General features: G+C 43.7%; 12 protein-coding genes. 3 read left to right on the forward strand and 9 right to left on the reverse strand.

The features are described 5' to 3' along the window. Window positions 1–43: 43 nt before the first annotated feature. The 4 genes from ACK1I8_RS09905 to ACK1I8_RS09920 form a co-directional block, all read right to left on the reverse strand. Window positions 44–1,525, reverse strand: coding sequence for a TolC family protein (locus ACK1I8_RS09905; RefSeq protein WP_412469165.1), 1,482 nt, complete (start codon window positions 1,523–1,525; stop codon window positions 44–46). Further along, window positions 1,526–2,884, reverse strand: coding sequence for an HlyD family secretion protein (locus ACK1I8_RS09910; protein ID WP_412469166.1), 1,359 nt, complete (start codon window positions 2,882–2,884; stop codon window positions 1,526–1,528). Then, the gene (locus tag ACK1I8_RS09915; protein ID WP_412469167.1) at window positions 2,877–3,881 is read right to left on the reverse strand and encodes an ABC transporter transmembrane domain-containing protein; all 1,005 of its coding nucleotides are present in this window, start codon (window positions 3,879–3,881) and stop codon (window positions 2,877–2,879) included. The genes ACK1I8_RS09910 and ACK1I8_RS09915 overlap by 8 nt, the downstream gene beginning before the upstream one ends. Window positions 3,882–4,062: 181 nt before the next feature. Beyond that, the gene (locus ACK1I8_RS09920; RefSeq protein WP_412469168.1) at window positions 4,063–4,518 is read right to left on the reverse strand and encodes a GNAT family N-acetyltransferase; all 456 of its coding nucleotides are present in this window, start codon (window positions 4,516–4,518) and stop codon (window positions 4,063–4,065) included. A gap of 167 nt (window positions 4,519–4,685) precedes the next feature. On the opposite strand from ACK1I8_RS09920, the gene ACK1I8_RS09925 reads away from it, so the two are divergent. Together ACK1I8_RS09925 and ACK1I8_RS09930 are read left to right on the forward strand one after the other, a co-directional pair. Continuing rightward, a complete protein-coding gene (locus ACK1I8_RS09925) occupies window positions 4,686–5,543 on the forward strand; it encodes a helix-turn-helix domain-containing protein (protein ID WP_412469169.1) in 858 nt (285 codons plus the stop codon). Window positions 5,544–5,615: 72 nt separating this feature from the next. After that, window positions 5,616–6,806, forward strand: coding sequence for an FAD-dependent oxidoreductase (locus ACK1I8_RS09930; protein WP_412469170.1), 1,191 nt, complete (start codon window positions 5,616–5,618; stop codon window positions 6,804–6,806). A 119-nt stretch (window positions 6,807–6,925) separates the two neighbouring features. Here ACK1I8_RS09930 and ACK1I8_RS09935 read toward each other — a convergent pair whose 3' ends face one another. Beyond that, on the reverse strand, window positions 6,926–7,624 hold the full coding sequence (locus ACK1I8_RS09935; protein WP_412469171.1) for a type 1 glutamine amidotransferase domain-containing protein: 699 nt from the start codon (window positions 7,622–7,624) through the stop codon (window positions 6,926–6,928). 6 nt (window positions 7,625–7,630) lie between these two features. Beyond that, window positions 7,631–7,774 (reverse strand): hypothetical protein, encoded by a 144-nt coding sequence (locus tag ACK1I8_RS09940; RefSeq protein WP_412469172.1) that lies wholly within the window; start codon window positions 7,772–7,774, stop codon window positions 7,631–7,633. Window positions 7,775–7,916: 142 nt separating this feature from the next. On the opposite strand from ACK1I8_RS09940, the gene ACK1I8_RS09945 reads away from it, so the two are divergent. Next, complete coding sequence (locus tag ACK1I8_RS09945; RefSeq protein WP_412469173.1) at window positions 7,917–8,807, forward strand: GNAT family N-acetyltransferase; 891 nt, start codon at window positions 7,917–7,919, stop codon at window positions 8,805–8,807. A gap of 89 nt (window positions 8,808–8,896) precedes the next feature. On the opposite strand, the gene ACK1I8_RS09950 is transcribed toward ACK1I8_RS09945, so the two are convergent. The 3 genes from ACK1I8_RS09950 to ACK1I8_RS09960 form a co-directional block, all read right to left on the reverse strand. Then, window positions 8,897–9,556, reverse strand: coding sequence for a hypothetical protein (locus ACK1I8_RS09950; protein ID WP_412469174.1), 660 nt, complete (start codon window positions 9,554–9,556; stop codon window positions 8,897–8,899). A 65-nt stretch (window positions 9,557–9,621) separates the two neighbouring features. After that, window positions 9,622–10,209, reverse strand: a complete 588-nt coding sequence (locus ACK1I8_RS09955) for a Crp/Fnr family transcriptional regulator (protein WP_412469175.1) — start codon at window positions 10,207–10,209, stop codon at window positions 9,622–9,624. A 312-nt stretch (window positions 10,210–10,521) separates the two neighbouring features. Then, window positions 10,522–22,668: an MBG domain-containing protein gene (locus ACK1I8_RS09960; protein WP_412469176.1), complete on the reverse strand. Its 12,147-nt coding sequence runs from the start codon at window positions 22,666–22,668 to the stop codon at window positions 10,522–10,524. Window positions 22,669–23,050: the final 382 nt, after the last annotated feature.

A 23,050-nucleotide genomic window follows, 5' to 3' on the forward strand; every position in this document is an offset into this window, starting at 1 on the left:
CTTTAAAATCACCTATCCAACTATTAAAAATAAACTATTATAATCAGCGTGATAAACGTTTCCCTGCCTGGTAATAAATTTCAGCCATTGCTTTCTGTAGATTGGCCTGTAACTCAGCCCGTTTTACCTGCATTTCGATCAGTTTAGTTTCCCGTGCATTGATCAGGAAAAGATTACTCTCTCCCAGTTCAAACTTCTGCTGTTCACCGTTAACAAGTGTGCGTTGGCTGGCTACGTTCCTGGTTTGCAATTCAAGTTGCCCCTGGTAGCCCTTGTATTGGTTAAATGCAGCCAATACTGCTGTCTGGATTTCCCTACCTGTTTGCTGCAGACCATATGCGATATCAGCCTGCTTGATTCTTACCTCACGAAGCTTGCCGCGCTCTTCCCTTAAAAACAAAGGGATAGCAAAATCGATACCCACCTTATAATTAGCCAGCTGAAAATCATAACTATCTGCTACGTACGAAAAATCCCGTCTTCCAGCTAAAAAAGCGCCCTTTACGCTCAGTTTAGGTTTTAACATCTCTCTTCTATACTGTTCCTCAACGCCTAACTGGGCCTGCTTGCTTTTGATCTTTAACAGCGTAGGATGAGCCTCTGTGGCATGGCTTACCAACGAATCAAGCTGTAAACTGTTCATTAAACCCTGCGCATCTGCTATATTTTCCGGGACAGCAAGTGAAGGAAGTTCCTGAGGTACACCATCTGCAGACCATAAATTATTAGAAAGTATAAGCCGGGCATTGTTCAGTTTAACTACAGATTCCTGAAGCTGAACCCTACGGTCTTGAAGTGTAATGGATGCCTCTACAGAATCAATCGGCGGTTTATCGCCAATCAGCACCTGTGCTTTTAAGGCACGGAATCTTTTTTCAGCAAGATCAACGCCTTCAGCAGTAAAACGTTGTTGTTCGAAAGCGTAATACCAGTTCCAATAGTCTTTGAGCGCATAAAGCCATACCGCATTGATCTGCGAAATTTTATCTGCCTCCGCATAGTCTACCATGATCTTTGCCTGGCGCAGCGTATTTCTGCGCGAGTCTATTAAAAGCCCCTGCCCCAGCGGAATACTAAGGCCTATACCCGTAAGCCCTGTATTGCTGGTCCTCGTTTCCGGGTTATTATAAGTCCCAACATTACGGTCATAACCAATATTTAAATCTGCACCTGCTAACCAAAGCGGAACCTTCAATTGGCTGTTCCAGTGGTTATAATATTCAGTGCCACCAAAAATTTTTCTACCAAAAGAAGCAACCACCTCCGGATCGAAATTCCCAAGCGACTGTAGCACTTTGGCCTGGGAGGCTTTAGGCAGCAAGGCAGCCTGTTTAACAACGGGATGTCCTGCCAGTACAATTTCCTGTAAATCGCGGAGCGAAAACACCTGAACACCTGCATCGTTTTTTTGCTGAGCAGATGCGGAGCAGACCAGAACAGACAGGTAGATGATAAAAACATTGCGCTTAAATAATGCCGCCAACCATCCTGGTCCGGAGGCATGCTTTGCGTAGTCAATCCTCATTTACTTATTATTGATATTTTCAGCAGTCGGTGCCTTATCTAAACTTGGCGGAAACCCGTTAAGCTGACGCCAGATCTCATACCATACCGGAACCGAGCGCAGGATAACCCTGCCATAAACCCCTGATCCCTGTCGCAACTGAATCGGCCATGGCTCATCACCCTCAGGCACCTTGTCGAGCTGCCTCACCAGTATACGGTATTTGCCATTTGTACTTACCCTGTCGATAACAGATACCTTACCTCCAAAAGTTCCCACTGCTACCGATGGCCAGCCTGAAAACTGAACAGAAGGCCAGCCTTCAAACTGCAGCCGAACATTGCTACTGTCTAAAATAAGCGGAACATCCATTGCATCCACATAGATTTCGGCAGCAACCTGCGGAGATAATGGCTGCAATGTTGCTACAGATTCACCTTCCTTAATATTCTCTCCGATACCCGCTTTATATGTTTTTACGATATAACCATCCTGCGGAGCACGCACTACGTAAAGCCCCCTTCTGATGTTGATATTTCTCATTTCATTCCGCAATTTTGATATCTCTTCTCTTACGGATGCTTTACCAGAAATCGCAGAACTCAGATCTGATTGTGCTGAGGCTAAAGACTGCGCATATTTTACCTTAATGTTATCCAGCTCGATAATGGCATTGGCCAGCGACTGCCTGGAATTATTGAGTTTATTTTCCTGCGCAACTTCTTTGGCCTTATCTTCGGCCAGTTTTAATCTTCTCGATTCGATATCAGTCAACGAAAAAAGACCGTTTTTATAACCTACCTCATAGCGTTCCAACCGTACTTTACTGGTTTGGTAAAAGTTTTTTACAGCCACCAGTTCAGCACTATCAATACTGACCTTGTTTTTCGCCTGCTTAACATCGTTGCGGGCGGCATCCAACTGTACTTTTAAACCATTATTCAGGGCGTTAATCTTGGCATCGCTTGCCGAAATCTTTTGATCGGCCGCCTGTTCGCTCCCCCTTTTGGCAGTCAGCTGTTCATCCAACCGTTCAGGCAATTCGGGATTGAAATAAGAATGGCTAGTTTCAGAAAGCACCAAAATGGTGTCGCCCTTTTTCACCTGCTGCCCTTCCGTTACGGCCCAGTATTCAATACGTCCGCCAATTTGGTTCTGTATGGTCTGCGGCCTGTCTTCAGGGCGTAAGGCCGTAACAGTGCCCCGACCAGATATGGTTTGCCTCCATGGCAGCAGCAATATGACGATAAAAAGTACAGCTACTCCAATCATTATTCTCCCCAGCAACCTTGGGCCGTTAACCGAAATTAATTGGTCCTTAGATAATACCGCATACTCATTCACTTTCCTTACCACCAGTTTTTTAGTCTGACTAATCATGCTGCAGTTCTCCTTCCTCCAGTTCCATATCGGTTACCACGGCAAGTTTCTCACTTCCCGTTACCATATCGAAAACGGTATTTAAACTGGTCATCAATTTTTCAACGGCATAAGTAATCTGTACAATAATCACTTCTGCGGCAACAAACTGCCCAAAAGTCATTTCCCTTTGAACAACAAAATAAGAGCCCAGCAGTAAAAGCGCACCCATCAGGGTAGTCCTTAAAACTACAGCGCTGGCAAACAGCCGTTTCAAAATGCTAAAGTGATCATTCCTCGCTTCCACATATCTGGAGGTAATTTCGTCAGTCACTTGTGCTATTTTATCCATTTCATGCTTTTTCCCGCGATAGGCATCCAGGTCTTCGGCCACATTTTCCAGATAAGCCACAACTTCATATTTATACTCCGATTCCTCAATGCTGGTTTCCACTCCTCTACGGTAATAAATGGCAATAATGACAACAATACAGGCGATGGTAAAAATGCCAAAACCAATAAATACCGGGTGGTAGAACGAGAGCAGTATGGCACTGAAAAATATCAGCACCCCTGATGCCACAATATCTATCAATAACTTGGTAAGACCTTTCTGTATGGTGAGCACATCAAAAAACCTGTTCACCAGTTCTCTTGGGTCTTCACCTTCAAATTCCTTTTTTTTAATTCTGGGCAAACGATAGGCAAATCCGATGGCTGCCTTGATAAAGATTTTTTGTTCTAAATACTCTACCAGCGAAAGCTGCCCCAAAAGCAGCATCCCACCAACTACAATTCCAATTAAAATTGCAGCAATCAGAATATAGGTTGAACTGTACATCGAACCGTTTGCGAGCAGATTAAAAACTGCTGCCGTACCCAGTGGAAGGGATAAGCCAATCAAGCCGATGAAACCGGCATATAGAAAGATGTAATTAATTGTAGATCGCTCCACATGAAGCATTTCTACAAGCCTCTGCCAAGGCGTAGGAGTCAAGTTTGTATGGTGCTTTTTCATAAATCGTACACGTAACACCTATCCGGTAAATTATGTTTTTGAAAACGTTTTTTTTCCTTTATCACCGCGCTTTTCGTTCTAAATTTGCCGCAATTCCAAAATTATTCGGTATATACAAAATACGGTAGAAAAAATAGAAAATTCTATTAGCGCGGATATATCAGCGATAAAATTGCATCAATCAACATTCTAACCTCATGGTTGTTAGTAATGGTTTAAAACCCGCTTTTTCATAGGCTTTTACAGCCGAGGCATTTTCGGCATAAACTTCCAAGCGTATTTCAACGATACTCTTAGATTTCGCCCATGAAATAAGTGCATCGAGGATAAGCTTATTCACTCCCCTTCCGCGCTCCTCTGGCACCACATACATAAACCCAATATAAGCATACTCTTTAAATAAATTATAGGACTTTTCTGCTGGCTTGATGAGTACATAGCCAGATCCTAACAGCCGTTTTTTATCTTCAACCACCATCAGGGCAGCTGCCGAGGAACTAATTAAACCAGGAAGATCATAGTACGTAATCTTCTCCTCTTTCATGGTTACATCAAAAGGACGCTCTGCTGAGATTACACCCTGCTCAAATCGCCTTAAGGTCTCCAGATCCTCATGTGTTGCTTCCCTAACGATCATAATTTTGAATATAAACTATCAATATTTTTAGCACAAATAAACATTTTAATTTTAAATAATCAATATAATTTACCTCTGGAGTACTGTTGCTGCTTTATATTTGTTTACCAGCTTATTTGCTTCGTTTTCGAAAGCCGACTTTTCTAATATCTTTGTTTAATCTAGCTATGGCGAAAAAGGTACAACACATCCCGGTCAACATTTTACCAAAGGGCACTACCCGGGGCATCATGATGTTGAGAAAATACTTTGATGGATATCCTGACAATAAAAACGTTAGTCGGCCGCATCGTGATGATGGCTATACCTTTATTTTGCAGGAAAAAGGAATTACGCATATTGAGATAGATTTTAAAACCTATCGTATTCAGGCACCGGCCATCCTATATCTCCATCCAAGCCAGGTTCACCGGCTGATTGCATTTGAAAAAGCAAAACTCAGCACCTGGATCATTGCAGAAGAAAACCTTCATCAGGCATACCTGAGGGCATTGAACGACCTCATGCCTGTAAACGCCTTGATACTGAGCGAAGCAACCCTTTCCATTTTTTTGCAGATGGTTTCTTTATCTTACACACTTTCAACAGAATTGCATGGCAACTTATATCATACCGCCTTAAAAGAAAGCATCAATACCTTAGCAGCATTCGTCACTTCATTATATCAGTCGCAATCTAATCTTAATGAAAATCAAAATAGGTTTGATATGATAGCCAGAGCCTTCAGAAAGGAACTGGAACTTCGTTACAAAACCGTTAAACGTCCGGCGTTATATGCAGATTTTCTGAACATTTCAGTTTCTTATCTCAACGAATGTGTAAAGGCTGCTACAGGGCAATCGCTTTCCAGCAATATACACCAGCGCGTTATTTTAGAAGCCAAAAGGCTTCTTTATCATTCCGACAAATCGGTAAAAGAAATTGCAAATGAACTCGGTTATGATGATTATTCTTATTTCATACGGCTGTTTGTAAAGGTTACCGGATCAAAACCTTTAGACTTCAAACGCAAAAACCGCGGATAGTCCTATACTTACGCTGAATAGACGTTCTTTTTAAGCGTATGATGCCTTTCCTTTGTGCAAATAAAACAGCATATGGAAACTTCTAAAAACATAAATTTAATATATGGGCGCCAAATCGCAATTGTTGGTGGTGGCCCCGGAGGACTTGCCCTGGCGCGTTTACTACAGCTCGAAGGTGCAGACGTGAAAGTTTACGAACGGGATATCAATCAGAAAGCGCGTGTACAGGGCGCCATTGTGGATCTACATTATGGTTCAGGTCTGAAAGTGCTTGAGGCAGCCGGACTAATGGATGCTTTTAAGGCCCGGTACATGCAGGGTGCAGATAGGTTTAAGCTGGTAGATGAAAATGCAAATATCCTGTTAAATGATTTGTTTCAAACTGGCAGATACACTTTCGGCGACGAGAATTTCCGTCCTGAAATTGATCGGGGTGCGCTGAGGGATATCCTGATTGATTCGTTACAGCCGGGTACGGTGGTCTGGGACAGTCAGCTGATTAACCTGTCTCTCAGTAATGGCCGATGGAAAATGCAATTCAAGAACGGCACTTACGACAGCTCCGATCTGGTAATTGGTTGTGATGGATACCGTTCCCGCATACGGGAATACCTCACCGACATCAAACCGGTATATACTGGTGCGGCCATCATCCAGGGAGAAATCGATGATCCCAAAACAGCTTGCCCGGAAATATACCAACTGTTCAACAATGGAAGCCTTATGGCAACCGGACAGGGAAAAATGCTTACCGTTCAGCCCAGGGGCGACGGTGGCCTAACCTTTTATGCAGCGGCTATGTATCCGGAAAATTGGGAAAAGACCAGCGGTTTAAATTTCAATAGTCCCGAAGAAGTGCGTAGCTATCTTTACAACTTTTATAATGGTTGGCATCAGGCATTCTATACACTTTTTAATGCCTGTTCACAATTCACCTACCGGCCGCTTAACTACCATCCGTTAAACTTGCGCTGGCAAACCAGACCCAACATCACCGTTTTGGGAGATGCAGCTCACCTGATGCCGCCAAATGGCGAGGGAGTAAATCTGGCGATGCTGGATGCGCTTGACCTCAGCAATTGCCTAAGTAGCGGAGTCTATTCAGATATGGAAGCTTCGTTAAGAGCTTACGAGGAAATGATGTTTGCAAGAGCTTCTCCTATCAGCGAAGAAACTGTAGAGGGAATTGAGGATTTTGCTTCGCCAAACCACGAATCAATCCAAAAACTCATACGGTTTTTCGGGAATGAAGAAAACAATTAGGATGATATAAACACAGTTCAAAACTTTAATATTACGTGCATCAGCTTAATTCCCTGATCAATCATCCGGATGTGAACCCGAACTTTTTAGGTTCGGGTTACATTTCCAATTTTAAGGCATCAGCTGGCGGCCGCCGTCTTAGTTAACAAATCTATAAGTGCCCTTGCAGAAGGGCCTGCCGATAGTGGATTTTGACCGGTAATAAGCAAGCCGTCCTTCTCAACGTGCGATAAAAATGGCACAAGTGCCGTTTTTACTTCTGCGCCAAGTTCTTCTAATCTGGTTTGAAGCAGATACGGCACGTTCCCAGTTCGGCCCACTAAAGTCTCTTCGGTATTGCTGAAAGCCGAAATGATTTTTCCCTTTAAAAACCCTGGCCGTTGCCTTTCTGCACTAATCAATGCCGCTGGTCCATGACATACAGCGGCAACCGGTTTTCCAGCGTCGAGGAAATTAAGTATTAAAATTCCACTATTATTGTCTTGAGCGAGATCCCATATCGGGCCGTGGCCTCCGGGATAAAACACCGCATCATAATCTTCAGACCTGACCTGATTTAGAACCTGGGTTTGCGAAAAGGCTGCTTTTGCCGCCTCATCATCGTTATACCTCCGGTTGGAACCGGTTACATGCTCCGTTAATTCGCTCATTGGATCAACAGGTGGCCTCCCTCCTTTCGGACTAGCTAAGGTTACCTCATAACCTGCATCTATAAATTCATAGTAGGGATCTGTAAATTCACCCAACCAAACACCTGTTTTCCCATCGGTATTATCCATGCCGCTATGTGAGGTTAATACCATTAACACTTTTTTCATATGATTTTATTTAATATCATCAGGTTCCAGTTCATTTCCTTCCTCATCAATGCGTTGGTGTTCATTCCAGTTTGAATCCGCTTCAGTTTTATCCTGCTGCTCCACATTTTCTTCTTCTGGCCGCTCTTCCTTTTCTTTAGGGTCTATCATAACAATCGTTATTAGTTTAAGTAATAACATTGCTGCGCATAAAATAGTTCAGCAAAATTGAATTTATATCCGGTTGCTCACCATAAGTTGTTGTTTACAACTGATGAAAAAGAAATGCCTATATTTATCGGAGACACTTATCATGATCAAAAAAGAAATTTTAACAGACAGGCTGATATTAAATGAACTGGAAACGCACGACCATTTGTTTATTTTTGAGCTGGTTAATTCTGCAGGATGGCTGGAGTTTATTGGCGATAGAAATATACGTACTGCTGAAGATGCGCTGGCCTATGTTGAAAAAATTATCGCCAGTCCTTTTATTAAATATTGGAAAGTGAAACTGAAAGCAAATGACCAATCTGCTGGAATCATCACCCTGATTAAAAGAGATGATCTGGAACATTATGATATCGGATTTGCTTTTTTACCTGGCTATACGGGAGCAGGATATGCCTTTGAAGCAACAAATGCTGTGCTTGAATCGCTCCCGGAAACGGTTTTGGCAGATCAGATACTAGCCATTACCAGGGAAGCAAACACGCGGTCGGTAAAGCTGCTGAAAAAGCTGAAGTTTACGTTTGAACGCCAGCTGGATGCAGCCGGAAAAACACTGTTGCAATATACTTTAAGCGCAGCCGAAATACAGATTGGCAAAATTACCCGTTCATTTTTTAACCTGTTTAACAATACGCTTAAGGAACCCGATTTTGAACCGGTATATCAGCTGTGTACCACTTCTGCAAGCATCATCAGGAAATCTGGTACGCAAGCAGACGTTTACGGACTGGAATCTTTTATTGAACCCAGAAAAAAAATATTAACGAACGGGACTTTACAGCAATTCAGCGAATTTGAAACGGATGAAGAAACCAGAATTGTCGGGAATATCGCACAGCGTTATTCAAAGTACCGTAAACAAGGACTGCTAAACGGCGTTTACTTTGAGGGCCGCGGACATAAATTTTTCCATTTTATGAAAGAGGCTGGCGAATGGAAAATTGCTCAGGTGATCTGGGAAGATGAAGTTTAAATCTAATAAGGAAGCCATAAATATTTCCAAGTTCCTATCCGTTCCCTATACTGCTGAATACTCCTTAAAAATTAGTGGGAGCTGCTGATTTAATTTTTTTCTTTTTTCCTGACCAATAAGCAGTAAATGGCTATACATCCCGGAATCATCGGAAGAACGGCAGTCCACATTCCCGGAAAATAATACTTCCCGGTGGTTCGAAAATAAAAGTTTGGCATTTTTAATATCCTTGTGCCTTCAATTGAGGCCGTTAACGGATGTAGATCATGAGGAAGCAATTTGGGTGCAATCAGCGGAAAGATAAAGTGTGTAAATTCTGCTACACCCGGACCAATAAATATAAACCAGGCCACAAATCCAGCTATTGGTACTTTATAATAGAGTCCGAGAGAAGTAAGCGTATAGATCACCGGACCAATTAGCGCAAATACCATTAAAAAACTCCTTTCACTCCATGGAATACCAAACAGCCTGCTCATTGCCGGCGCAAAGCCCATGAGGTATTCCTCCACAATGTGAATCTGCAGACCTGCAACAGTAAGGATAAAAAGTGGAAGGATGATATTCGGTTCCACGGGCTTTCTTAAATAGGTAAAGTACCAGCAGAACAGGCCAACCAGTGCAGAGCCTCCTACGATTACAACAGGCGGAAGACCGATAGAAAGATATCCCATAATGGGTGCCACAATGGTAAAAGTACAGGCTGCCAGAAAGCTGACTTTTTGAAATAATGATAAGGGGTTTTTCATACCAGAATAATTTTAACCCGAAGGTACAACCCTGTAACCCTACTGCATTTATCATATGATAAAAACTATTTCATCGCCCTGATTCTGCTTAAGGATACCTGTGTGATACCGATATAGGAGGCCAGATCGGCCAGGCTGATGCGTTGTAAAAGCGGTCCGTATGCTTTCAGGAATTTATGGTAAGCAATATGAGCTGTTTCTTCAAGGATACCGCCGATCCTTTCCATCATATTCACCGAAGCCAGAGAAAGTAGTTTCCTATAAAAGGTTTCCATGGAATGATACTGCTGGCAAAGCAGATCGAGATCATCGTAATTGAGACAGGTAATCAGGGTATCTTCTAGGGCCATAACCGCATATGAAGAAGGCTGTTGAAGTACAAAACTGTCCAGAACAGTAAACATATCACCTTCAGCGAAAAAGCGCATAATGAATTCGCGGGTATCTGTATAAAAGAAAGTTTTAGCCAAACCACTGTCTACAAAATAGATCCGCTTACAAACCGTTCCACTCTCCAAGATCAGTTCGCCTTTGCGGTACTTCTTTTGGTAGAGTTTTGATATCAAAGTACCTTTTGCCCCGTTTTCAAGTTTCGAAAGTAAAGAAACAAAGCTTAAAAAATCAGTTACGTTATAAAAATGATCTGTTGCCATAGTTGCAAATTAAGGAAATTGCAGTCAAATGCAGATCTGTTTTCGTAAAGCATTTGCCTGGTATAGCTTGTGATAACTGAAATGACCTGTTGGATGCAACACATCATTAAATTTGCGTCTCATTAAAACATTTAATCTTCATTTGAGCCAAAATTTAGGTCGACAATGATTCCTTTTGCTCACCCTAGCCGTTTTAGGATGAACAAAAGAAATCCGATTAAATGTTCTTATTATCGTAACCTGCTTTGACCAACTATTTTCAGCATCAAGAAAAAAGTAGCGTGTATTCGGCTATTGATGTTTTCATCGTCATTACTTTGTTAAGATGGTGATAAAGCCCTTCTGAACCAGTTTGTCCGGTCCATAGGTAATGATGTAATAATAAGTACCTTCTGCCAGCAGATTGCCGCCGAAAGTGCCGTTCCAGCTGTTGTCATAACCTTTCTTCTGGTATACCTTCCTCCCATTACCATCTATGATAATGACTTCATTCTGCGGATACATATCAATGTTCTGTACCATCCAGGTATCGTTAATACCATCGCCATTTGGCGTTAGGATGTTCGTGGCTACCAGCTGATAATCTTCAGCTACCTTAATGGTAATGGACTGGATACTGCTGCACCCACTTGCATTAATAACCCGCACGGTATATGTTGTGGTTTGCGCCGGACGTACCGTTAATGTAGCGGTATTTTGTCCACCAATGATACCACTTGCTGTAGACCAACTATAAGCTGTGCCTCCGCTGGCCGTCAGTATAGTGGTTTTCCCTTTGCTGAGTTCCGTACCCTTATCGCTGATAATATTTACGGTAGGCAGAGCATGAATTGTTAAAATGCCTTCTTCATAAACAAAATCGTAATTTCCGGATACACCGCCGGCTGGAGTTAGTGGATACGTGCCAGCCATATTCCTGTCTGCTGTGGTACTTACCTTTGGTTTGCTGCCGAGAACCTTTTCAGTCTCCCCGGATTTGAATCCATTGTAGCTTATTCCTAATGCCGGCAAATCATCACCCTGACACATTTTTTCCGGGTTAGCCCTTACCTTGAGTATTGCCTTCGCGATATCCAGTTTAGCACCAATATAGTTAATGATATAATTCGCATTTAAACTCAGGCTGCCCTGGCTGATGGTATAAGTTCCTGCATCCTCCCCGGATACACGGGTTAAATCACCTGAAAAACGGTCTCCATTTACTAAAGCCGGACTGAAAGTATAATTCAATGCCGGATCAGCATCACCATAGGTTTTGCGCTGTGCACCGGCCGTTACCGTAATCGCTTTCCTGCCAATCGTCAGATCAGCTCCTATATAGCTTAAATCGTAATTATCGCTCAAAGTCAATGTGCCCTGGTTGATCGCGTAGGTTCCAACGTTTTCGCCGACATTGCGCGTCAGGCTGCCTGCGAATTTATCACCCGTTACCAGTGCCGGAGCAAAGGTATAGCTCAATGCAGGATCGGCATCACCATAGATTTTACGCTGTGCATCGGTCGTTACCGTGACCGCTTTTTTGCCGATTGTCAGATCAGCGCCTGTATAGCTTAAATCGTAATTATCGCTCAAAGTCAATGTGCCCTGGTTGATCGCGTAGGTACCCACATTCTCGCCTGATAATCTGGTCAGATCACCTGTGAAACTGTCGCCCGTTACCAATGCCGGAGCAAAAGTATAACTCAATGCCGGATCAGCATCACCATAGGTTTTGCGCTGTGCATTGGCCGTTACCGTGACCGCTTTTTTGCCGATTGTCAGATCAGCGCCTGTATAGCTTAAATCGTAATTATCGCTCAAAGTCAATGTGCCCTGGTTGATCGCGTAGGTACCCACATTCTCGCCTGATAATCTGGTCAGATCACCTGTGAAACTGTCGCCCGTTACCAATGCCGGAGCAAAAGTATAACTCAATGCCGGATCAGCATCACCATAGGTTTTGCGCTGTGCATTGGCCGTTACCATGATCGCTTTCTTTCCGACCGTCAGATCAGCGCCTGTATAGCTTAAGTCGTAATTGTCATTCAAAACCAGCGTGCCCTGGTTTATCGCGTAGGTTCCAACGTTTTCGCCGACATTGCGCTTCAGGCTGCCTGCGAATTTATCACCCGTTACCAGAGCTGGAGCAAAGGTATAACTCAATGCCGGATCAACATCACCATAGGTTTTGCGCTGTGCATTGGCCGTTACCGTAATTGCTTTCCTGCCGATCGTCAGATCAGCGCCTGTATAGCTTAAATCGTAATTATTGCTCAAAGCTAAAGTGCCTTGTTCGATGGCATAACTGCCTATATTTTCTCCCGACATACGGGTTAAATTACCTGTAAAACTGTCGCCCGTTACCAGTGTTGGAGCAAAGGTATAGCTCAACGCCGGATCAGCATCACCATAGGTTTTGCGCTGTGCATCGGCCGTCACCGTGACCGCTTTTTTGCCGATTGTCAGATCAGCGCCTGTATAGGTCAACGAGTAGTTACCGTTCAAGGCCAATGTACCCTGGTTGATCGCGTATGTACCCACATTCTCACCTGGTAATCTGGTCAGACTACCTGTGAAACTGTCGCCCGTTACCAATGCCGGAGCAAAAGTATAGCTCAGCTTCGGATCATTTTCTCCATAGGTTTTGCGATGCGCATCGGCCTTTACCGTAATCGCTTTCCTGCCAATCGTCAGATCAGCACCTGTGTAGCTTAAATCGTAATTATCGTTCAAAGTCAATGTGCCCTGGTTGATCGCATAGTTACCCACATTCTCACCTGGTAATCTGGTCAGACTACCTGTGAAACTGTCGCTATTCATCAGAGCCGGACTGAAAGTATAGCTCAGCTTCGGATCATTTTCTCCATAGGTCTTGCGCTGTGCATCGGCCATTACCGTAATCGCTTTCCTGCCGATCGTCAGGTTAGCGCCTGTATAGCTTAAATCGTAATTATTACTCAAAGCTAAAGTGCCTTGTTCGATGGCATAACTGCCTATATTTTCTCCCGACGTACGGGTCAAATTACCTGTGAAACTGTCGCCCGTTACCAGTGCCGGAGCAAAAGTATAGCTCAGCTTCGGATCATTTTCTCCATAGGTTTTACGCTGTGCATCGGCCGTTACCGTAATTGCTTTCCTGCCGATTGTCAGATCAGCGCCTGTATAGCTTATGTCGTAATTATCGTTCAAAGTCAATGTACCTTGTGCGATGGCATAACTGCCTATATTTTCTCCCGACGTACGGATCAAATTCCCTGTGAAACTGTCACCCGTTACCAGTGCCGGAGCAAAAGTATAACTCAATGCCGGATCAGTATCACCATAGGTTTTGTGATGTGCATCGGCCCTTACCGTAATCGCTTTCCTGCCAATAGTCAGATCAGCACCTGTGTAGCTTAAATCGTAATTATCGTTCAAAGTCAATGTGCCCTGGTTGATCGCATAGGTTCCCACATTCTCACCTGGTAATCTGGTCAGACTACCTGTGAAACTGTCGCTAACCACCAGAGCCGGACTGAAAGTATAGCTCAGCTTCGGATCATTTTCTCCATAGGTTTTGTGATGTGCACCGGCTGTTACCGTAATCGCTTTCCTGCCGATTTTCAGATCAGCGCTTGTATAGGTAAGCGAGTAGTTACCGTTCAAGGCCAATGTACCCTGTTTGATCGCATAGGTTCCGACATTCTCGCCTGGTAATCTGGTCAGAACACCTGTGAAACTGTCGCTATTCACCAGAGCCGGACTGAAAGTATAGCTCAGCTTCGGATCATTTTCTCCATAGGTTTTGAGCTGCGCACCGGCCGTTACCGTAATCGCTTTCCTGCCAATCGTCAGATCAGCGCCTGTGTAGCTTAAGTCGTAATCATTGCTCAAAGCTAAAGTGCCTTGTTCGATGGCATAACTGCCTATATTTTCTCCCGACGTACGGGTTAAATTACCTGTAAAACTGTCGCCCGTTACCAATGCCGGAGCAAAGGTATAATTCAATGCCGGATCAGCATCACCATAGGTTTTGCGCTGTGCACCGGCCGTCACCGTAATGGTTTTCCTGCCGATTGTCAGATCAGCGCCTGTATAGCTTATGTCGTAATTATCGTTCAAAGTCAATGTGCCCTGGTTGATCGAATAGGTTCCCACGTTCTCACCTGGTAATCTGGTCAAACCACCTGTGAAACTGTCGCTATTCACCAGAGCCGGACTGAAAGTATAGCTCAGCTTCGGATCATTTTCTCCATAGGTTTTGAGCTGCGCACCGGCCGTTACCGTAATCGCTTTCCTGCCAATCGTCAGATCAGCGCCTGTGTAGATTAAATCGTAATTATCGTTCAAAGTCAATGTGCCCTGGTTGATCGCATAGGTTCCCACATTCTCACCTGGTAATCTGGTCAGACTACCTGTGAAACTGTCGCCCGTTACCAATGCCGGAGCAGAGGTATAGCTCAATGCAGGATCAGCATCACCATAGGTTTTGCGCTGTGCATCGGCCGTCACCGTAATGGTTTTCCTGCCGATTGTCAGATCAGCGCCTGTATAGCTTATGTCGTAATTATCGTTCAAAGTCAATGTGCCCTGGTTGATCGCATAGTTACCCACATTCTCACCTGGTAATCTGGTCAGACTACCTGTGAAACTGTCGCTATTCACCAGAGCCGGACTGAAAGTATAGCTCAGCTTCGGATCATTTTCTCCGTAGGTTTTGCTTTGCGCACCGGCCGTTACCGTAATCGCTTTCCTGCCGATCGTCAGATCAGCACCTGTGTAGCTTATGTCGTAATTGTCGTTTAAAGTCAATGTACCTTGTGCGATGGCATAACTGCCTATATTTTCTCCCGACGTACGGATCAAATTCCCTGTGAAACTGTCGCCCGTTACCAATGACGGAGCAAAGGTATAATTCAATGCCGGGTCAGCATCTCCATATGTTTTGTGATGTGCATCGGCCGTTACCGTAATCGCTTTCCTGCCGATCGTCAGATCAGCGCCTGTATAGCTTAACTCGTAATTGCCGTTCAAAACCAGCGTGCCCTGGTTGATCGCGTATCTACCCACATTCTCACCTGGTAATCTGGTCAAACCACCTGTGAAACTGTCGCCCGTTACCAATGCCGGAGCAAAGGTATAATTCAATGCTGGATCAGCATCACCATAGGTTTTACGCTGTGCATCGGCCGTTACCGTGATCGCTTTTCTGCCGATTGTCAGATCAGCTCCTGTATAGCTTAACTCGTAATTATCGTTCAAAGTCAATGTACCTTGTACGATGGCATAACTGCCTATATTTTCTCCCGACGTACGGATCAAATTACCTGTGAAATTATCGCCGGTTACCAGCACCGGAGCAAAGGTATAATTCAATGCAGGATCAACATCACCATAGGTTTTATGCTGTGCATCGGCCGTTACCGTAATCGCTTTCCTGCCAATCGTCAGATCAGCGCCAGTATAGCTTAAATCGTAATTATCGTTCAAAGTCAATGTGCCCTGGTTGATCGCATAGTTACCCACATTCTCACCTGGTAATCTGGTCAGACCACCTGTGAAACTGTCGCCCGTTACCAGTGCCGGAGCAGAGGTATAACTCAATGCCGGATCAGCATCTCCATAGGTTTTGCGTTGTGCATTGGCCATTACCATGACCGCTTTCTTTCCGATTGTCAGATCAGCGCCTGTATAGCTTATGTCGTAATTATCGTTCAAAACCAGCGTGCCCTGGTTGATCGCATAGGTTCCCACATTCTCGCCTGGTAATCTGGTCAAACCACCTGTGAAACTGTCGCCCGTTACCAATGCCGGAGCAAAGGTATAATTCAATGCCGGATCAGCATCACCATAGGTTTTACGCTGTGCATCGGCCGTCACGGTGACCGCTTTTTTGCCGATTGTCAGATCAGCACCTGTGTAGCTTATGTCGTAATTATCGTTCAAAGTCAATGTACCTTGTGCGATGGCATAACTGCCTATATTTTCTCCCGACGTACGGGTCAAATTACCTGTGAAACTGTCGCCCGTTACCAATGCCGGAGCAGAGGTATAGCTCAATGTAGGATCAGCATCCCCGTAGGTTTTGCGCTGTACATCGGCCGTCACCGTAATGGTTTTCCTTGCAATATTAAGTTCGAAAGTTACCGACTTAGCCGCAGGAATATTGTTATTTCCTTCCTGACTGGCCGTGATCGTTACTTTACCTGCTTTTTTGATTTTGATCTTCCATTGGTCGCTATCGTTCTGATCCTGGTAGGCTTCTGCGGTATTCGGATCCGCTGAGGCATAACTTACCTTTAAACCGGAACTGGCATTGGCACCAGGCCCAAAAGGGGCATCGCCGTAGGTTTTACTGACGATACCACTCATGGTAATGACCTGATCTTTTACCGACGACTCATAAGCGCCCAGATCAATATTGGCACCTACCAAACGTGGATTGCCAGCCAGATCCTTGTCGGTATTAAGCTTATTTCCTGTAGCCAAGTTGTAAGCATCATTACTACCCTGGCCAATGGCTGCACTGCCAGGTTGCAAGGTTAAATCGCCATTACCGGGATTGGCAAAATTAGGATTGCCGGTAATGATACCTGGGGTACTGGCATCCAAACCCTTAACAATGCTGTTAATAATGCTGAGTCCTCCTTTATAACCACTTATATTATTACTTTTTAAATTACTGTATAATATGCTGTTGATAATTTGGCTACCTGAATTATCATCATAATAAAGCCAACCGACTTTATTACCCATCATACTCATATTAAGCAGTTTAGGAGAAGACTTAGTATTAAACATCACCTCGCCGGGACCACCAGCCCAATTACCATAAAAACTGCTTTGGCTGATCACAGTTGAAGAAGAAACATTATACATCCCCCCACCTCTGGTAGCCATATTACTATAAAAACTACTTTGGTTAATTATGGGAGAGGAATTTTCATTATACATCCCCCCTCCAAAAGATGCACTACTGCTATAAATCCGGCTTTGGGTGATTGTTGGAGAAGAGAAATGATTATACATTCCCCCGCCGACTCCACCAGCACAATTACTATAAAAACTGCTTTGGCTGATAGCAGGAGAAGAAGCAGAATTAAACATCCCCCCGCCCGAAACGCAATTAATGGCAATATTATTTACTTCGATAACTTTTAAATAACCATTAGCATTCCCCCCATTTATACTAAACCCGTTTAATTCGGCCAACCCTACATCTCCTGCCGAAATAAGCACATGGTAAGCATTTTCGCCATTATTCTGGAATGTCAAATCTGCTCCACTACCCGTAACGATATCATCATTATTAAAATCTCCGGATAAAATGGTGCCGTTATTCACGCTACCCGCCCCGGGTAATATACGTTTATCGTTTAGCGTATTAATGCCATTACTGGGATCGAAACCGCCATAAAGTTTTACATTTTTAACCATTACAAACGACCGGTCACGGGGATCAGCCATGTGGGTACCATCTGCAAATTGATCTGCATCATGGGCACTATAAAGTGGTGTATAGGTGCCTTTGGCGACATAGATCGAGGATACCTTTTCATTGGTTTTCGCAAAGACGAGTGCATCTGCCAGTTCAGGAATCGCATTGGCCCAGCTATCGCCGCTGCCATTGCCTTTTTCAACGTTAATGTTCTGATTCACATAAAGCAGTGTATCTCCAAAAGCTTTAAAATCAAATTTGTACTCATAAGCGCCTATATCGATATTGGCACCTACCAGACGTGGATTGCCTGCAAGATCTTTGTCATCACTTGGTTTATTTTTTGTGATACGCGTATAAACTGAATTGCTCCCCTTCCCAATCGCCGCACTGCCTGGTTGTAGGGTTAAATCGCCCTTCGCAGGGTCAGTAAATTTAGGATCGCCAGGGATAATACCGGTGGTATTGACGCTATAATCTTTTATGATACTGCTATTGAAGATGAGCTTATTAACAGCCCCACCAATTTCCGGAACGTTATTATATATAATGCAGTTATAGACAGTACCAGCAGCATTAGGGTTATAATAAAGTCCACCACCAAAACCTGCTGTATTACCTGTGATGCTGATATTAAGGAGGCTGGGTTTTGAGATAAAACCAACACATATTCCCCCACCTAGGTCGGTAGCCTTATTATGGTAAAAACCGCTCTGGCTGATCGTGGGAAAAGAGCTTGACATGTATATACCCCCGCCATTTTTAGCCATATGATTATTAAAAATGTTATGCGTAATCTTTGGAGATGAGCTGATAATAAACATCCCGCCACCAAAATAAGATTGGACTTCCAAACTATTCAATTTGATGAGCACACTACCATTCGCATTCCCACCCTGTACAATGAACCCATTTAATTCAGCTAGCCCAACATCTCCAGCCGAAATGAGTACATGGTAGGCATTTTCACCATTGTTTTGGAATTTCAAATCTGCTCCACTGCCTGTAACGATATCGTCATTGTTAAAATCTCCGGATAAAATGGTGCCATTATTCCCGCTACCGGCCCCGGGCAATATACGTTTATCGTTTAGCGTATTAATGCCATTACTGGGATCGAAACCGCCATAAAGTTTTACATTTTTAACCATTACAAACGACCGGTTACGTGGATCAGCCATGTGGGTACCATCTGCAAATTGATCTGCATCATGGGCACTATAAAGTGGTGTATAGGTGCCTTTGGCGACATAGATCGAGGAGACCTCTTCATGGGTTTTCGCAAAGACGAGTGCATCTGCCAGTTCAGGAATCGCATTGGCCCAGCTATCGCCGCTGCCGTTGCCACCGTTTACATTTTTATCCACATAAATCAATGACGGCACTTGAGCATAATAGGTGATATCAAACTGATCGGCTTCTGTATTCCCATTACCTGCAGCATCCTGGGCCATATTAGCTGCAATATTAACTGTAACCACGCCATCAGCTTTTGGTAAGGCATCAAATGTATATGTTTTTCCACTGCCCGAAAACTTACTGATCGTAGCATTGCCTAACGTGATACCGCCTGATGTAAAACCACTTACCGATTCTGAAAAAGTAACCGTAAATTGGATTGGCGAAGTAAAAGTCGAGCCACCTGAAACGCCAGCACTACTACTAATCACCACCGATGGAGCGGTCGTATCAACTGTAAAAGTATGGGTATTACTATTTGCACTCACCACATCACCCCTTACCTGAGCAGTTGCATAAACGGTATGTGAACCTGATGCCAATGCTGCAGGCATTGTTAGCGACCAATTGCCGCCAGTTGCCGTTGTGGTACCTTTAGCCATTCCATCTACATAAACCATAACAGTTGCACCCGCCGTTGCAGTACCTGTAAAGGTTGGGTAAGTTGTGTTGATAAAACCGCCATTGTTAAAACTATTCACTACCGGCGGTGGAGTTATGGATTGAAATTGTACCGACACGGAATTAGACACTAAGTTCCCAGTGTTATTCGCATCGCTGGCCACATTGGCGGCCAGGCTGACTGAAACGGTTCCCGTTCCACTTGGTGTAACGTTGAAAGTATAAGGCCCCTTACCTGAACCAGAAAAACTGGTCGGGTCCACATTTCCACCGCTCACTGTAACATCAGAAGCTGTGAATGTAGAACCCACGCTTTGAGAAAAGTTTACAGCAAAGGAGATAGGGGAATTATACGTTGGGCTGGCAGATGGGGTGCTCACTATAGTGGTCAATGCAGGAGCGGTGACATTGAATGGTGCAGATGTGAATGTATCATAAGTAGATATGTTATTTGGCTGAATATTCCCAATGAAGACGTCATTAACGAAGACATTCAAACGTTGGTCAAGACTGTTATAGTTACGTTGTATTGCCTTAAAGCGGATCTGATAGGCGCCGGTAGGTAACGCCAAAGACTGAGAAATGCTAGCATTATTATCTCCTCTACTTGCCAAAAAGGCAACGGCATGGCCATCAAAGGCGGTAGAAGCTAAAGTACTGTTATTTAGCGAGATACCAGCTTCTCCAGTAAAGAACCATGGAATGCCTACCACACCCTGTGTAGTCTTGAGGAAGTTACCTGATGTGACATTGTTGTCTTCAAAGCTATTATTCTGTAGTGCATTTGGGATAAGTGTACCGGTACCACTGGCAAGAACTTGTAACTGGTCTACAAAGGCGGTAACGTCACCATTGCCTGAAGCACTGCCAGCGCTCTGTATCCGCAATGTTGGCGCAGCGGCAAAGCTTTTGGTGATGGTATAGGTTTCACCAGAAGTATAAGGCGCATTGCTGACGCCCGCGCTCAGGCCTGTAGCGTTGGCCAGGTCAAGTCTGATAGTACCATCGCCAGTTCCCGTATTAACAACAACCGTATAGGTGTTGCCGGAGCCGGACACGCTGCTTACTGAGGCACCGCTTATCCCAGTAGTGGTCAATGAAAAGTTACTGGCTGTTATTCCTGATACAGGTTTGTCAAACGTCACCTGAAATGGAACAGTTGAGGCATTAGTTGGGCTCAAACTGCTGCGAACTATTGAAGATACTGCAGCCTCATTAATAACAGTTACACTTTTAGTAGCCGTATTACTATCTGCATTAAAATCATTTACCGTAAAACTTACCGTTCGGGTTGCTGTATCAGGCGAAAGTACGAGATTATGAAAGGTAGTTGCTCTTAAAGCAGCCTGCCATTGCGCAACTGTTGCATTCCCCCCTATTGATGCTAAAGTTAATACCCCTGTATTAGAATTGTAACTACCCAATATGTAACCGAAAAGCATCCCATTGTTATTGCTAAAAGTTAAAATATCTTGCCCTGCATGGAAATTTCCGATAATTTTTACTGTGGCATTGTTTAACGTTGTATTATCTGCATCTGAAACCGTTAATGCATTATCTATGACCACTGGCGACCCTGAAAAGGTATTTGAACCACCTGTCGTGATAACCACAGGGGCTGCATTTGGCGGGGTAAGGGTATAGGTTGCTGAAGCCGTGTTGCCGTTTCCTGCTTCACCCAGTGCTACATTAGCAGGCACCGTAACACTAACCGCAGCACTACCAGAAGGTTTTACAATAAAATTAAAGATGGTGTTATCAGCAGTACTCAGATTGCTTGCTGTGCCATTGGTTACCGTAATATCAGAGGTTATAAATCCATTAACGGCTTCCGAGAAAGTAACGGTAAATGGAAATGGGGATGTACTGGCCGAGCTACCCGATGCACCAGCCAAACTACTGACCGTAGTATTAACTGATGACTCGTAAGCCCCGATATCAATATTGCCTCCTAAGAGACGTGGATTGCCGGCAAGATCAATATCTCTAATCAATTGATTCCCTGGTAGCGCATTATAAGCAGGATTATTACCCTTCCCAATCGCCGGACTAAAACGTTGCAAGGTTAAATCACCTCTGGATGGGTTGGTAAATTTGGGATCAACAGTAAAAACGTCCGCAGATTCAATACCTTCAAATTTCGAAGCGTCAAAATCTTTTATAATACTGTTTGTGATTTGTAACTTCAAGTTATATCCTGGAGAGGAAATTTTATTAATCTCTTTTTTATCCGGGTCATTCTGATTATTTGGCGTAAGATTGCCATACAAAATGCTATTGATAATCTGCCCATCTGAAAATCTATCATAATAAAGTCCTCCGCCGGTTCCATCAGTCGCTAAAGCGATGTTTCCAGTAATGCTAACATTAAGCAGAACCGGTCTGGATGTATCTGATATATATATTCCACCTCCATTGCCAGCACTATTATCGTAAAAACTACTTATGCTGATTTTAGAATGAGAAGCAAAACAATTAAACATACCTCCACCTTTATCCGCAGCTATATTCTCATAGATATTACACAACCGGACTGTAAGAGGACATGATGCGTTAAATATTCCACCACCGGAATTATCTGAAACAGCAATATTATTGTTTATTATGATATATGAAGTTCCATTTGCATTCCCCCCTTTTATGCTAAAACCATTCAGTTCCGTTGAAGTGTATGATTCACCTGAAACGATTACATGATAGGCATTTTCTCTGTTATTCTGAATCTTTAAGGTTGAACCACTACCTGAAACTATATCATCATTGTTAAAATCTCCACATAAAATGGTGCCATTATTACCTCCTGCCATACCCGGCAATATGCGTTTATCGTTTAAAGTTTTAATTCCATGATCTGGATCAAACCCACCGTATAGCTTAACATCTTTAACCATCAGGAAGGAGCGGTTACGGTGATCGGCTCCATTTGCCAATCCGGTACTATCTTTAAAATTATTATCTCCATTCTGCGGGCTATACATGGGTTTATAAGTGCCTTTGGCCACCCAAATTTGTTTAATGGCTGTATTGCTTTTCGCAGCTTTAAGCGCATCAGCCAATTGTTTTATTGGGCTATCCCAGCTATTTCCAATGCCATTGGCTTTGTTGATATTCACAAAAAGGATACCATTGGCATCTGGTGTTTGGGCCATAACGTTTAAACCCACAATTAAGCTCAGCAGAAGGGTTAGTAGTTTTTTTCTCATGATGTTTGTTTGGTGCCGCAAAACTAAATACGCCAAGCGGCATTTTTCCCACCCAGATGGTGTAGTTCTGCCTACCCATCCCGGGTAGGTTTTGCGTTTTTAGGCTTTATATTAATGTTTTTTGCTTCTTGACTTTGAATTTTGCAGGTATATCCAACACTCTTGATCATTTGTAATGAGCGCGTGATGAATTTGGAGTATCTTACTAAGATTTGCTTGTTTCCCTTCATCCAAACATCATCTCACCAAAGTAAATGGCATAGCTGGCAGAAAAAATGCATCGGAAGCAGGAAGCCAGGAAGATGATCTTGACAAGTAACTATATGATCATGAAAAGCGGCAATATGATCCTGACTCATGGGTATATTATAACAAATCAGGT

Origin of the sequence: Pedobacter sp. KLB.chiD, assembly GCF_047040275.1 — a bacterium.
Lineage (GTDB): Bacteria > Bacteroidota > Bacteroidia > Sphingobacteriales > Sphingobacteriaceae > Pedobacter.

Coding starts and splice junctions, on each gene's coding strand:
- ACK1I8_RS09905 (WP_412469165.1), bottom strand. CDS start 1,525: ATGAGGATTGACTACGCAAAGCATGCCTCCGGACCAGGATGGTTGGCG.
- ACK1I8_RS09910 (WP_412469166.1), bottom strand. CDS start 2,884: ATGATTAGTCAGACTAAAAAACTGGTGGTAAGGAAAGTGAATGAGTAT.
- ACK1I8_RS09915 (WP_412469167.1), bottom strand. CDS start 3,881: ATGAAAAAGCACCATACAAACTTGACTCCTACGCCTTGGCAGAGGCTT.
- ACK1I8_RS09920 (WP_412469168.1), bottom strand. CDS start 4,518: ATGATCGTTAGGGAAGCAACACATGAGGATCTGGAGACCTTAAGGCGA.
- ACK1I8_RS09925 (WP_412469169.1), top strand. CDS start 4,686: ATGGCGAAAAAGGTACAACACATCCCGGTCAACATTTTACCAAAGGGC.
- ACK1I8_RS09930 (WP_412469170.1), top strand. CDS start 5,616: ATGGAAACTTCTAAAAACATAAATTTAATATATGGGCGCCAAATCGCA.
- ACK1I8_RS09935 (WP_412469171.1), bottom strand. CDS start 7,624: ATGAAAAAAGTGTTAATGGTATTAACCTCACATAGCGGCATGGATAAT.
- ACK1I8_RS09940 (WP_412469172.1), bottom strand. CDS start 7,774: ATGATAGACCCTAAAGAAAAGGAAGAGCGGCCAGAAGAAGAAAATGTG.
- ACK1I8_RS09945 (WP_412469173.1), top strand. CDS start 7,917: ATGATCAAAAAAGAAATTTTAACAGACAGGCTGATATTAAATGAACTG.
- ACK1I8_RS09950 (WP_412469174.1), bottom strand. CDS start 9,556: ATGAAAAACCCCTTATCATTATTTCAAAAAGTCAGCTTTCTGGCAGCC.
- ACK1I8_RS09955 (WP_412469175.1), bottom strand. CDS start 10,209: ATGGCAACAGATCATTTTTATAACGTAACTGATTTTTTAAGCTTTGTT.
- ACK1I8_RS09960 (WP_412469176.1), bottom strand. CDS start 22,668: ATGAGAAAAAAACTACTAACCCTTCTGCTGAGCTTAATTGTGGGTTTA.